The sequence below is a fragment of the Pseudomonas tremae genome (assembly GCF_001401155.1).
GTDB lineage: Bacteria > Pseudomonadota > Gammaproteobacteria > Pseudomonadales > Pseudomonadaceae > Aquipseudomonas > Aquipseudomonas tremae.
In genome coordinates, this window is record NZ_LJRO01000117.1 from 37,295 (window position 1) to 50,226 (window position 12,932).

Annotated in this window: 11 protein-coding genes; 5 read left to right on the top strand and 6 right to left on the bottom strand. The window is 60.2% G+C overall.

Annotated elements, in window-relative coordinates:
- The first annotated feature begins 40 nt into the window (after positions 1-40).
- The 5 genes from dinG to ALO43_RS08815 all read left to right on the top strand — a co-directional run bounded on the left by dinG (position 41) and on the right by ALO43_RS08815 (position 6,254).
- Positions 41-2,185, top strand: a complete 2,145-nt coding sequence (dinG, locus tag ALO43_RS08795) for an ATP-dependent DNA helicase DinG (protein ID WP_024669259.1) — start codon at positions 41-43, stop codon at positions 2,183-2,185.
- Positions 2,186-2,295: 110 nt separating this feature from the next.
- The gene (locus tag ALO43_RS08800) at positions 2,296-3,444 is read left to right on the top strand and encodes a serine hydrolase domain-containing protein (protein WP_053479415.1); all 1,149 of its coding nucleotides are present in this window, start codon (positions 2,296-2,298) and stop codon (positions 3,442-3,444) included.
- 153 nt (positions 3,445-3,597) lie between these two features.
- Entirely contained in the window at positions 3,598-4,752 is a 1,155-nt protein-coding gene (locus ALO43_RS08805) for an OmpA family protein (RefSeq protein ID WP_054997389.1), read from the top strand.
- 242 nt (positions 4,753-4,994) lie between these two features.
- The gene (pdxH, locus tag ALO43_RS08810) at positions 4,995-5,642 is read left to right on the top strand and encodes a pyridoxamine 5'-phosphate oxidase (protein ID WP_005889435.1); all 648 of its coding nucleotides are present in this window, start codon (positions 4,995-4,997) and stop codon (positions 5,640-5,642) included.
- Between the two features lie 147 nt (positions 5,643-5,789).
- Positions 5,790-6,254 (top strand): outer membrane lipoprotein, encoded by a 465-nt coding sequence (locus ALO43_RS08815; RefSeq protein WP_024669263.1) that lies wholly within the window; start codon positions 5,790-5,792, stop codon positions 6,252-6,254.
- 282 nt (positions 6,255-6,536) lie between these two features.
- Here the strand turns inward: ALO43_RS08815 and ALO43_RS08820 are convergent, their stop codons facing one another.
- From ALO43_RS08820 to livH, 6 genes are all read right to left on the bottom strand, one after another.
- Positions 6,537-8,150, bottom strand: coding sequence for an NAD(P)/FAD-dependent oxidoreductase (locus ALO43_RS08820; protein WP_054997390.1), 1,614 nt, complete (start codon positions 8,148-8,150; stop codon positions 6,537-6,539).
- A gap of 95 nt (positions 8,151-8,245) precedes the next feature.
- Positions 8,246-8,926: a COG3650 family protein gene (locus tag ALO43_RS08825; protein ID WP_005889438.1), complete on the bottom strand. Its 681-nt coding sequence runs from the start codon at positions 8,924-8,926 to the stop codon at positions 8,246-8,248.
- Positions 8,927-9,150: 224 nt separating this feature from the next.
- Entirely contained in the window at positions 9,151-9,852 is a 702-nt protein-coding gene (locus ALO43_RS08830) for an ABC transporter ATP-binding protein (protein ID WP_024690233.1), read from the bottom strand.
- Positions 9,853-10,620, bottom strand: a complete 768-nt coding sequence (gene livG / locus ALO43_RS08835; protein WP_005889442.1) for a high-affinity branched-chain amino acid ABC transporter ATP-binding protein LivG — start codon at positions 10,618-10,620, stop codon at positions 9,853-9,855.
- On the bottom strand, positions 10,617-11,882 hold the full coding sequence (locus tag ALO43_RS08840; RefSeq protein ID WP_005889444.1) for a high-affinity branched-chain amino acid ABC transporter permease LivM: 1,266 nt from the start codon (positions 11,880-11,882) through the stop codon (positions 10,617-10,619). The genes livG and ALO43_RS08840 overlap by 4 nt, the downstream gene beginning before the upstream one ends.
- Complete coding sequence (gene livH / locus ALO43_RS08845) at positions 11,879-12,802, bottom strand: high-affinity branched-chain amino acid ABC transporter permease LivH (protein ID WP_024669266.1); 924 nt, start codon at positions 12,800-12,802, stop codon at positions 11,879-11,881. The genes ALO43_RS08840 and livH overlap by 4 nt, the downstream gene beginning before the upstream one ends.
- Positions 12,803-12,932 lie beyond the last annotated feature (130 nt).

Genomic DNA, 12,932 nt, shown 5'->3' on the forward strand with positions numbered 1-12,932 from the left:
TTTATCCAGCCTTTATAGTCGTGCCCCCGAACCGAAGCCAATGATCAGTACCGAACTCAAAACCCAGATTCAGGGCGCCTACTCGCGTTTCCTCGAAGCCAAGAGCCTCAAGCCGCGCTATGGCCAGCGATTGATGATCGCTGAAGTCGCCAAAGTGCTGGGGGACATCGACACCGATGAAGAGGGCCGTCGTTCGGGCGATCCTGCGGTAGTGGCGGTCGAGGCGGGTACTGGCACCGGCAAGACCGTGGCCTACGCCATCGCCGCGATTCCGACCGCCAAGGCGGCGGGCAAGCGCCTGGTAATTGCCACGGCAACCGTCGCGCTGCAGGAACAGATCGTCTACAAGGACCTCCCGGACCTGATGCGCAACAGCGGTCTGAACTTCACCTTCGCTCTGGCCAAGGGACGCGGTCGTTACATGTGTCTGTCCAAACTCGACATGCTGCTCCAGGAAAGTGACGCAACTAACGCTACTGCGCAGTTGTTCGAGGAAGAAGGCTTCAAGATCGAGGTCGATGAGGCCAGTCAGAAGCTGTTCACCAGTATGTTGCAAAAGCTGGCCGGCAATAAGTGGGACGGCGACCGCGACAGCTGGCCGCAAGAACTGGCCGATCAGGACTGGGCGCGGCTGACCACCGATCACAGCCAGTGCACCAATCGTCACTGTCCCAATTTCCAGCAGTGCGCCTTCTATAAAGCGCGCGAAGGGATGGGCAAGGTCGACGTAATCGTCACCAACCATGACATGGTACTGGCCGATCTGGCGCTGGGTGGCGGGGCAGTGTTGCCCGATCCGCGTGACACGCTGTACGTGTTTGACGAAGGCCATCACCTGCCAGACAAAGCCATCGGCCACTTTGCCCACTACACCCGATTGAAATCTACCGCTGACTGGCTGGAGCAGACCGCCAAGAACCTCGCCAAGCTACTGGCCCAGCATCCGTTGCCCGGCGATCTGGGCAAGCTGATAGAACAGGTTCCTGAGCTGGCCCGCGAGATCAAGGGCCACCAGCAGTTCATGTTCGGCGCCTGCGAGCAACTGGCAGATTTCCGTCCAGGTGAAGACATGCAGGGCCGCGAGCGTCCACGTCACCGGTTTGTCGGCGGCGTGATCCCCGAGCACATCCGCGAGATGGGCATCGAACTGAAAAAAGGTTTTGCGCGCCTGGACGATCTGTTCACGCGCCTGACTGAACTGCTTAAAGAAGGCATGGACGGCGAAGTCAACATCGGCATCGCCAGCCATCAGGCCGAAGAGTGGTATCCGCTGTTCGGCAGTCTGCTGGCCCGCGCTCACGGCAACTGGGAATTGTGGACGGCGTTTACCGCCGAAGACCCGGAAGACAGTCCGCCAATGGCCCGCTGGCTGACCCTGGCCGACAGCGGTGCGCTGTTCGATATCGAGGTCAATGCCAGCCCGATTCTGGCGGCTGAAATGTTGCGCCGCAATTTGTGGAACATCGCCTATGGCGCGCTGGTGACCTCGGCCACCCTGACCGCGCTGGGCAAGTTCGATCGCTATCGCATGCGCGCCGGCCTGCCGAAATGTGCTGTTACTGCTGTGGTGCCCAGCCCGTTCCATCACGCCGATGCGGGCGTATTGCGCGTACCGGACCTCAAGGCCGATCCGCGTGACTCGGTGGCCCACACAGCGGCGATCATTCGTGACCTGCCCGGTCTGGTGGAAGGCTCGCGGGGCACGCTGGTGCTGTACTCGTCGCGCAAGCAGATGCAGGACGTGTTCGATGGCCTGGACCGTGACTGGCGCAAGCAGGTGTTCATTCAGGGCAACCTGTCCAAACAGGAAACCCTCAACAAGCACAAGGCACGCGTCGACAGCGGCGAGTCCAGCGTGTTGTTCGGGCTGGCCAGCTTTGCCGAGGGCGTCGACTTGCCCGGTGCGTACTGCGAGCACGTGGTGATTGCCAAGATTCCCTTCGCCGTGCCGGACGATCCGGTCGAGGCCGCGCTGGCCGAGTGGATCGAGGCGCGCGGTGGCAATCCGTTCATGGAGATCGCCGTGCCCGATGCATCGTTGCGTCTGGTTCAGGCGTGTGGCCGGTTGCTGCGTACCGAAGAGGATCGCGGCACCATCACCCTGCTGGACCGCCGCGTCGTCACTCAGCGTTACGGCAAGGCGATTCTCAATGCACTGCCGCCGTTTCGCCGTGAGATTTCCTGAGTCAAAGATGAAGAGGGTTTCACGTCTGTTCCCAAAGCGCTTGATCGCTGGAACAATACGCGCCCATTACGCCTGTCATAAGGCTCGGTAACGCCAGCAGGAGTCAGCCGTTGCAGATTCAGGGTCATTACGAACTTCAATTCGAAGCAGTGCGTGAAGCCTTTGCGGCGCTTTTTGAGGATCCTCAAGAGCGCGGCGCTGCCCTGTGCGTGCAGATCGGCGGCCAGACGGTCGTTGACCTGTGGGCCGGTACGGCCGACAAGGACGGTGCCGAAGCCTGGCACACTGATACCATCGCCAACCTGTTTTCCTGCACCAAGACGTTCACCAGCGTGGCAGTGCTGCAACTGGTCGAAGAAGGCAAGCTGAAGCTGGACGAGCCCGTTGCCAGGCTCTGGCCTGAATTTGCCGCGGCCGGCAAGGCGTCGATCACTTTGCGTCAATTGCTCTGCCATCAGGCGGGGCTACCTGCGTTGCGCGAGCAACTGCCTGCCGAAGCGCTGTATGAGTGGACCACCATGACGGCGGCGCTGGCCGCCGAACAACCCTGGTGGACGCCAGGGCAGGGGCACGGTTATGCCGCGATCACCTATGGCTGGCTGGTGGGCGAGATGCTGCGTCGCGCCGACGGTCGTGGCCCGGGCGAGTCCATTGCTGCGCGAATCTCACGTCCGCTGGGGCTGGATTTCCATGTAGGGCTGGCCGATGACCAGTTTTACCGGGTAGCACATATCGCTCGCGGTAAAGGCAATGCGGGCGATGCTGCCGCTCAGCGCGTGCTGCAAGCGACCATGCGCGAGCCTGCGTCCATCACTGCCAAAGCCTTCACCAACCCACCCTCGATCATGACCAGCACCAATAAGCCTGAGTGGCGTCGCATGCAGCAACCGGCAGCCAATGGTCACGGCAATGCACGTAGTCTGGCAGGCTTCTATAACGGCTTGCTCGACGGTAGCCTGCTCGAGGCCGACCTGCTCAACGAGCTGACCCGTGAGCACAGTATCGGCCAGGACAAGACCCTGCTGACATCGACCCGCCTCGGGCTGGGCTGCATGCTCGATCAGCCGACAGTGCCCAACGCCACGTTCGGCCTGGGCCCCAAGGCTTTCGGTCATCCGGGTGCTGGCGGTTCCGTCGGTTTTGCCGACCCGGACTACGAAGTGGCATTCGGCTTTGTCACCAACACGCTGGGGCCCTACATCCTGATGGACCCGCGCGCTCAGAAACTGGTTGGAGTATTGCGTGAGTGTTTGCAGTAAGTATCGGTCATAAGTGCTTGTTTCATACCGACTGTCAGTTAAATCGCTGTAACAGGAACCGTACGACGGTTTCTTTTTCCAACTGCATCTTTATGCATGTTATACCGGCGTAGTCACGTCCTTCTGTCTGATCAAAACCGTTGCGGGTCAACCATGTCGTCCAATAAAAGCCTCGTTCTTGCCCTGTGTATCGCCGTTACCGGCTGTGCTCAAACCCCTCAGTCCGACTCTGCTGCATCCGGAGGCCATTGGTGGCAGTTCGGTTCTGGCAGCGAGTCTTCCGATACAGGCGCTGCTGCAAACGCTCCTGCGCCGAGCCCGGCTCCGGCACCTGTGGCCAAGGCTGCTGCGGCACCGGCACCTGCGGCGGCTGCTGAAAGCAGCGCGCCTTGGTACTGGCCGTTTGGCTCGAACGACAACGCCCAGGCAAAGCCTGACGCGGTTGCCAAGCCTGCCGACAAACCGGCCGCGCCGCTGATTGCCAAGTCGGAAACCGACAGTAAGTGGTGGTGGCCGTTCGGCAGTGCAGACAAGACGGACCAACCCAAAGCGCTACCGACGCCTGATCCGAAAGTGACCCAGGCCTGGCTGGACGAGTACGAGCCGCGTCTGCGCGCTGCTATCAAGGACAGCCCGTTCCAGCTGGAGCGTCGCGAAGACCTGCTGGCGATCACCGCGCCGGTAGACAGCTCGTTCAACCCTGATCGCCCGGCCATGCTGCTGCCCAATACACTTGGCCCGATCACCCGTCTGGCTAAAGTGGTCGAAGGCGACCAGAAAACTGCCGTGCTAGTTCTCGGCCACGGTGACACCTCCGGCCCGACCGAAGCCAACCAGAAGATAAGCCAGGAGCGCGCGCAGTCTGTTGCAGCGATCTTCCGTCTGAGCGGTCTGGAACGTAACCGACTGAGCCTGCGTGGCATGGGCGCGGTAATGCCGCGTGCTGCCAACGACAGCCTGCAAGGCCGCGCGCTCAACCGCCGTGTCGAGATCCTCATGACGCCGCAGGACACCATGCGCGTGTTGATGGCCCGCTACGCATTGCCGCCTGTTGCACCGACCATGATTGCAGCGCAGGACGTCAAGCCTGCCGCTCCGGCACCAGCCGCCGCGCCAGCAAAAAAGGCCGTCGTTGCGAAGAAAGACACCGCCAAGAAAGCGGCTCCGGCCAAGGCCAGCACTGCCAAGAAAGCCGCGCCAGCCAAAACCGCAGCAGCGAAGAAGCCGGTAGCGACCAAAGCTGCTGCAAAAGCCCCGGCCAAGACAGCAACGCCAGCCAAGAAAGATGACGGCCAGGCCAACAACTGAGGCCCGATTACCTCAACGACTCTCGTCTCCACGCTCCGCGCGTTGCGTTATACACAAGTCCTGAACAGCCTGAGAATTGAGGCTGTTCAGGCTCCTGCCTGAAGGCCGTGGGAGCGAAGCGTCGTCCGGTTCGCTCCCACTGGCTTCGGCCAGAATCAAAAAAGAATATGTGATAACGGCGAGCGCCGGGCCTGGTAACGAGGGTTAGCTAACGTTCATGATATCTGCGCAGGAATGAAACCATGACCCAGACGCTGGCTGACATGCGCCGTGACTACACGCGTGACGGATTGACAGAAGCGCAGGCGCCGGACGAGCCCTTTGCGCTGTACCACCAGTGGTTCGAGGAAGCCGTAAAAACCGAACAGCCACCGGTCGAGGCCAATGCCATGACCCTGGCTACCGTCGATGAAGACGGGCGTCCGCATTGCCGTGTATTACTGCTCAAGGGGCTTGATGCCCAGGGCTTTACCTTCTTTACCAACTATGACAGCGCCAAGGGCCAGCAACTGGCTGCACGTCCATTCGCGGCCATGACCTTTTTCTGGCCGACGCTGGAGCGTCAGGTGCGCATCGAAGGTCGGGTCGAGAAAGTCAGCGCGCAGGAATCCGATGCGTATTACCAGGTTCGGCCGTTGGGCAGCCGTCTTGGCGCTTGGGCGTCTCCGCAAAGTCAGGTAATTGCCGATCGTGACGAACTGGAAGGCTTGATCAGACAAACCGAACAGCGTTTCGCAGACGCCCAGCCACACTGCCCGGAGCACTGGGGCGGCTACCGTCTGCTGCCCGAGCGGATCGAGTTCTGGCAGGGAAGATCCAGTCGCCTTCACGACCGTTTGAACTATCGTTTGATCAACGGCAAGTGGGCACGCGAACGTCTGGCTCCGTGATTGAATTAATCGCTTGCCGAATCGTCTGAGCTTTGTACAGTCGCTCGCTGTATGACGCCTGAATGAACTTAATTTGCGGATCGGTGATCGTGACAGCGCCTTTGTCGGGTAGTCTAATGGCCACTGGTCCCCCTGGAGATACCCTTTATGCGCAAGTCTGCTTTTCTGGTTGCTTCATTCACTGCGATGGCGCTGATGCTGGGCGGCTGTACTTCGAACCTGACCGGTGATTCCTATTCCCGTGACGAGGCCAGGACCGTACAGACTGTTCGCATGGGGACCATCGAGTCCTTGCGCCCGGTCAAGATCGAAGGCACCAAGACGCCTATCGGCGGCGCTGCGGGCGCTGTTGTCGGCGGCGTAGGCGGCAGTGCGATCGGCGGCGGTCGCGGCAGCATCGTGGCAGCAGTCATAGGCGCTGTGGCCGGTGGTCTGCTGGGTTCAGCGACCGAAGAAGGCCTGACCCGCACACAGGGTGTTGAAATCACCGTGCGCGAGGACGACGGCAGCATGCGTGCCTATGTTCAGCAGGTGCAGGAAAACGAGATTTTCCGGGTCGGCGAACGCGTTCGCATCATGAGCGTCAACGGCACCAGCCGCGTCACTCACTGATCTGTAGCGATGTACATCAGAACCCCGAGCCGAAATGCTCGGGGTTTTTTGTTTTATGTCTGGGATGGGTTGCCATGCAAAGCGTTCCTACTCTGGAGCGTAGGGCACGATGATCTCAACTATGACTATCGTGCCGATGCTCAGCGTCGGCATGCAGCTCTGGACGCTCTGCGTCCTCTTTGTGGCTTTTTGTATCACGCAAGGCATTCCCCACGCTGGAGCGTGAGGAACGATAATCTCGACTGTCGCGCCTGTGAGCTGCAGTGCGATAACAGGCTTGAGTCAGCCTTCGATTCCCAGCATGTCTCGCACCAGTGCTTCCGCAATCCGTATGCCGTCCACGCCTGCCGACAGGATGCCGCCCGCATAGCCTGCGCCTTCACCAGCTGGGTACAGGCCTTTGGTGTTCAGGCTTTGCAGGGTCGGGCCTCGGGTGATGCGCAACGGCGCCGAGGTACGGGTTTCGATTCCGGTCAGCACTGCGTCATGCAGTGAGAAGCCTTTGATCTGCTTGTCGAACGCGGGCAGTGCCTCACGAATGGCTTCGATGGCGAAGGAGGGCAGGGCGTCAGCCAGGTCCACCAGCTTCACGCCTGGCTTGTACGAAGGCTCGACGCTGCCCAATGCGGTCGACGCGCGGCCTGCGATAAAGTCGCCGACCAGTTGCGCCGGGGCTTCATAACTGCTGCCGCCGAGCAGGTAAGCGTGGGATTCCAGGCGTTCCTGCAACTCGATACCGGCCAGCGGGCTGCCAGGGTAGTCCTGCTCTGGAGAGATACCGACCACGATGCCCGAATTGGCATTGCGCTCGTTGCGCGAGTACTGACTCATGCCGTTGGTCACCACTCGGCCTGGCTCCGAAGTTGCGGCAACCACGGTCCCGCCAGGGCACATGCAGAAGCTGTAGACCGAGCGGCCGTTGCTGGCGTGGTGTACCAGCTTGTAGTCGGCTGCGCCCAGTTTCGGGTGGCCGGCGTACTTGCCCAGGCGAGCCCGGTCGATCAATGATTGCGGGTGCTCGATACGAAAGCCCACCGAGAAGGGCTTGGCTTCCATGTACACGCCACGACTGTGCAGCATGCGGAATGTGTCGCGAGCGCTGTGGCCCAGCGCCAAAATTACGTGCCGGGACTCAATCTGCTCACCGCTGTCCAGCTGAACGCCCAATAGTTGGCCATCTTCAATCATCAGGTCGGTCACGCGCTGCTGAAAGCGCACTTCACCGCCCATTGCCACGATCTGGTGACGCATGTTTTCGACAACGCCTGTAAGGCGAAACGTGCCGATGTGCGGTTTGCTGACGTAAAGGATTTCTTCCGGCGCACCGGCTTTCACGAACTCGTGCAGCACTTTGCGACCGATGAATTTCGGGTCCTTGATCTGGCTGTAGAGCTTGCCGTCCGAAAATGTCCCGGCACCACCTTCGCCAAACTGCACATTGGACTCGGGCTTGAGGACGTTTTTGCGCCACAGGCCCCAAGTATCCTTGGTGCGCTGACGTACTTCGGTGCCGCGCTCGAGGATGATCGGCTTGAAGCCCATCTGCGCCAGCAAAAGCCCGGCGAAGATACCGCACGGGCCAAAACCGACCACGATCGGACGTTCGGTCAGGCCTTCGGGAGCATGACCGACCACCTTGTAGCTGACGTCGGGCGCAGGGCCCACGTGGCGGTCATTGGACAGCTTGCGCAGCAGTGCCTCTTCATCCCTGACCTGAAAGTCGATGGTGTAGATAAAGCAAAGCTCGGAGGACTTTTTGCGCGCATCGTAACTGCGCTTGAAGAGGGTGAAGTCCAGCAGTTCGCTGCTGTCGATGCTTAGGTGCTGCAGGAGCGCAACGCGCAGGTCTTCTTCCGGGTGATCGATCGGCAGCTTGAGTTCGGTGATTCGTAACATTAAGGGGTCCAGTTTTCGGGCCGCAGGTTCAGCCCGACAGCACTACAAGACCGACGATTATAAGCGCTGAACCCCTTTGGCGGCGAGTCTGCTGGTCAGTCGTCGCGCGAACCGCCGTAATAACCGCAGCCACGCTGGGCCTGGCCGTTGATGCGCAGCTCGGCGGTCAGGTGTTGCACCGAGCCGTTCACGCTGTCTACGCAACGCTGCGGCGCAACCCAGAGCTCGATACGCTGATGGTTGGCCTCGCTGCTGATGCTGAAGCTGCCATCGGGTAGCTTCTCTTCGACATACGGCACCGCCAGTGCCTCGGCACCTTCACGTTCCAGCACCATGCCCTTGCCGCTGACGTTGACGTTCCACGCTGGTTTATTGCCACTGGCGTGCAGTGTCAGGCGTTTGAAATTAGGGTCTTCACAGCCTTGGCCGGGGCGCTCGACACGATACAGTTGGTGCAGGTCCAGCAGCCCGTCGCTGTTGCCTGCCTTACTCGCGGTAAAGTTGCCGCGCAGGTCGGCAAACGCCTTGCCCTGAGTGTCGGCCAGTGAAGCGGCTTCCTGCAACACGCCGGTATTGCCTCGATCCTTGACCACGTAGCGGCGCTGCTCGTTGCATGGTTTGAACAGTAACTGGCCACCATCACCCGTCAGATCGCCCTGCATACGGAGCATGCCTGCCGTGGAGACCTTCGGCTCATCGGCCTGTCTGCCGAGCAACTGGCACCCGGCGAATAGCGGTAGAAGGGCAAATACGAGGACGGAACGGGCAGCAAACATGGTGTGATCTCCAGACAAGTGCCGCCACGTTACTCAGACTGGAGGTGCATCACAAGGGGGGGCATACCTGCTCGGGTCACTACGAAGCGCTGACCTGAGCGGAAGCAGGCATCAATGACATCGCAGGGCCGCAGTGCGACGCGCAGCGTCAGGAAAGGCGTTACCACGCGCAGCGTGGTAACGATAATTATCGTGGCCCATCCTGTTTCTGAACGTTAATGCGCTTACCCGCCCAGATACGCATCCCGCACTTTCGGATCGACCAGCAGTTCTTCACCGGTGCCTTGCATGACCACGCGGCCGTTTTCCAGTACATAGGCGCGATCGGCGACTTTCAGGGCCTGGTTGGCGTTCTGCTCGACCAGAAACACAGTCACGCCATCGCGACGCAGTTGTTCGACGATCTCGAAAATCTGCTGGATGATGATCGGTGCCAGACCCAGCGATGGCTCGTCGAGCAACAGCAACTTGGGTTTGCTCATTAACGCACGGCCGATGGCGAGCATCTGCTGTTCGCCACCGGACATGGTGCCGCCACGTTGATTGAAGCGCTCCTTGAGGCGCGGGAAGAGCTGCAGGACCTTGTCCATCTGTTCCTGATAGTCAGCCTTTTCCGTGAAAAAGCCACCCATTGCCAGGTTTTCTTCGACTGTCAGGCGCGCAAACACACGGCGGCCTTCCGGCACCACGGCGATGCTCTTGCGCATGATGACTGACGATTCCTGACCGACCAGCTCTTCGCCCATATAACGAATGCTGCCGCTGTGAGCGCGAGGCGATCCGCACAGGGTCATCAGCAGGGTGGATTTGCCAGCGCCGTTGGCGCCGATCAGGGTGACGATCTCGCCCTGACGTACCTCCACGTTGATGCTGTGCAGTGCCTGGATCTTGCCGTAGAAGGTGGAGACGTTTTCAAACTGCAACATTTACGCTTCCCCCAGGTAGGCTTTAATCACGTCAGGATTGTCGCGAATCTGTTCCGGTGTGCCGTCTGCCAGAGGCGTGCCCTGATTGATCACCACGATGTGGTCGGAAATGCTCATAACCAGTTTCATGTCGTGTTCGATCAGCAGGACGGTCGCGTCATGCTCGCTACGCAGCACGCCGATCAGCGCTTTGAGGTCGTCGGTTTCACGAGGGTTCAGCCCGGCTGCTGGCTCGTCGAGCATCAGGATGCGCGGACGGGTCATCATGCAGCGGGCGATTTCCAGACGACGTTGCTGACCGTAGGCCAGCGTGCCGGCAGGTCGGTTTGCGAACTCCCTGAGGTTGACTGCTTCGAGCCAGTGCTCGGCGTACTCCATCGCTTCGCGCTCGCTGCGGCGGAAGGCCGGGGTCTTGAACAGACCCGCCAGGAAATTGGTATTCAGATGCCGATGCTGGGCAACCAGCAGGTTTTCCACAGCGGTCATTTCCTTGAACAGACGAACGTTCTGAAAGGTTCGCACCACGCCTTTGCGGGCAATCTGGTGACCGGCAAGGCCTTGAATCGGCTCACCATCCAGCAGGATGGTGCCAGCGCTGGGTTTGTAGAAGCCGGTCAGGCAGTTGAACACCGTGGTCTTGCCGGCGCCGTTAGGGCCAATCATCGACACGACCTGACCTTTGTTGACGGTCAGGGCCACGCCGTTGACCGCCAGCAGGCCGCCGAAACGCATGCTCAGATCCGTGGCTTGCAGCAATGGGCGGCTCATTTCGGCAGCTCCGCTTTCAATTTCATTTCAGGGCGTTGCATCGGCAGGAAGCCTTGAGGACGCCAGATCATCATCAGCACCATCAGTGCGCCGAACATCAGCATGCGGTAGTCACTGAACTCTCGCATCAGTTCAGGCAGCAGAATCATCACGATGGCCGCAAGAATCACGCCCAGTTGCGAGCCCATGCCGCCCAGCACGACGATGGCCAGAATGATTGCCGACTCGATGAAGGTGAAGGATTCCGGGGTAATCAGACCCTGCCGCGCGGCGAAGAAGCTGCCAGCGAAACCGGCAAACGCTGCGCCGAGCGTAAAGGCCGAGAGCTTGATCACGGTCGGGTTCAACCCCAGTGCGCGACAGGCGATTTCGTCTTCGCGCAGCGCTTCCCAGGCGCGGCCAATCGGCATGCGTAGCAGACGGTTGATGACGAACAGGGCCGCCAGTGCAAGCAGCAGGGCTATCAGGTAGAGAAAAATGACCTTGTTGATCGAGTTGTACGGCAGGCCGAAGAACTCGTGGAACGTCTGCATGCCCTCAGCCGCCTTGCGCTCGAAGGTCAGGCCGAAGAGGGTCGGTTTTTCGATATTGCTGATGCCGTTCGGACCGCCAGTGATGTCGGTGAGGTTGCGCAGGAATATGCGGATGATCTCACCGAACCCCAGCGTCACGATGGCCAGATAGTCACCGCGCAGGCGCAATACCGGGAACCCGAGCAGGAACCCGAATAGCGCCGCCATCAAGCCCGCAATCGGCAGGCAGATCCAGAAGCCAAGCCCGTAGTAGTGCGAGAGCAGGGCATAGCTGTAGGCGCCGACTGCATAGAAACCGACATAGCCCAGGTCAAGCAGGCCCGCCAGCCCGACCACGATGTTCAGGCCAAGGCCGAGCATGACGTAGATCAGGATCAGCGTGGCGATGTCTACCGCGCCACGCGAACCGAAGAACGGCCAGATGAACGCCAGCACGATCAATGCAGCCAGGCCCCAGCGCTGGGTGCCTGGCTGTGTAAGAAAGTCGCTGGTCTTCTGTGGGATCAGCGGTTTGTCGGAGCCGCGACGCATGCCGCTGATCTGCTCGGCAAACAGCACCCGCAAAAACAGCAGGACCGAACACACTGCAATGATGGTCAGGGTCAGCGGGCTGGCATTCTGCACTTGCAGAGTAACGCCGGAGAAGGCCAGTTTCAGACCGAATACCGGGTATGCCACGGCCCAGACCAGGGCGGCACTGAACAGCGCCTGTTTGAAAGACTTGCTCATACTTTCTCAACCTCCGGACGACCCAGAATACCGGTCGGTCGGAACAGCAGCACCAGGACCAGCAGGCCGAAAGCCACAACGTCCTTGTACTGATCACCAAAAATGTCGGCACCGAAGGCCTCGGCGACGCCCAGCACCAAGCCACCCAGCACTGCGCCGGGAATGGAGCCGATCCCGCCCAGCACTGCGGCAGTGAATGCTTTCAGGCCGACCAGGAAGCCGGCGCTGGGGTTGATCACGCCGTACTGCATGCTCAGCAACATGGCCGCTACGGCAGCCAGTGCTGCGCCGACGACGAAGGTCAGGGCGATTATGTTGTTGGTGTTGATGCCCAACAGGTTGGCCATTTTCATGTCCTCGGCGCAGGCGCGGCAGGCGCGGCCCATTCGCGAGCGGGAAATGAACAGGGTCAGGCCGGTCATGGCTAGCAGGGTGACGACGAATACCACGATCTGCATGTAGGAAATCAACACTTCCTGCGCGCCACCCGGACCGAACGAAAGGCTGCCGGGGAGTAGGTTGGGTATGGCGAAGTTGCCAGAGCCCTGGGAAAGCTGAACCGAGTTCTGCAGGAAGATCGACATGCCGATCGCAGAAATCAGTGGAATCAGACGGTTGCTGTTGCGCAACGGGCGGTAAGCCACACGCTCGATGCTGTAGCCGTAGGCACTGGTCACGATGATGGACGCGGCAAAGCCGGCAATCATCAGCAACGGCAGGCTGTGGATACCCAGCATCGCCAGGCCGGCAAGCGCCATGAAAGCAACATAGGAACCGATCATGTACACCTCGCCGTGGGCGAAGTTGATCATTCCGATGATGCCGTACACCATCGTGTAGCCGATGGCGATCAATGCATACGTACTGCCAATGGTCAGGCCATTGACCAGTTGCTGCATGTAGTGGAATAACTCGGGCATTTACCGCGCTCCTAAAAACCTGATCTGCATTTCTCTGGGGTGAACTGTGTCGCATTCTGTCGATGCGTTGTTCATGACGCTGGCAGAGAACCGCTGGTGACGGTTTTAAGATGTTCAGGTGGCTTCGTGC

Excerpts from the sequence above, each read along its gene's own strand:
- dinG (WP_024669259.1), top strand. The coding sequence starts at position 41 with ATGATCAGTACCGAACTCAAAACCCAGATTCAGGGCGCCTACTCGCGT.
- ALO43_RS08805 (WP_054997389.1), top strand. The coding sequence starts at position 3,598 with ATGTCGTCCAATAAAAGCCTCGTTCTTGCCCTGTGTATCGCCGTTACC.
- pdxH (WP_005889435.1), top strand. The coding sequence starts at position 4,995 with ATGACCCAGACGCTGGCTGACATGCGCCGTGACTACACGCGTGACGGA.
- ALO43_RS08815 (WP_024669263.1), top strand. The coding sequence starts at position 5,790 with ATGCGCAAGTCTGCTTTTCTGGTTGCTTCATTCACTGCGATGGCGCTG.
- ALO43_RS08820 (WP_054997390.1), bottom strand. The coding sequence starts at position 8,150 with ATGTTACGAATCACCGAACTCAAGCTGCCGATCGATCACCCGGAAGAA.
- ALO43_RS08825 (WP_005889438.1), bottom strand. The coding sequence starts at position 8,926 with ATGTTTGCTGCCCGTTCCGTCCTCGTATTTGCCCTTCTACCGCTATTC.
- ALO43_RS08830 (WP_024690233.1), bottom strand. The coding sequence starts at position 9,852 with ATGTTGCAGTTTGAAAACGTCTCCACCTTCTACGGCAAGATCCAGGCA.
- livG (WP_005889442.1), bottom strand. The coding sequence starts at position 10,620 with ATGAGCCGCCCATTGCTGCAAGCCACGGATCTGAGCATGCGTTTCGGC.
- ALO43_RS08840 (WP_005889444.1), bottom strand. The coding sequence starts at position 11,882 with ATGAGCAAGTCTTTCAAACAGGCGCTGTTCAGTGCCGCCCTGGTCTGG.
- livH (WP_024669266.1), bottom strand. The coding sequence starts at position 12,802 with ATGCCCGAGTTATTCCACTACATGCAGCAACTGGTCAATGGCCTGACC.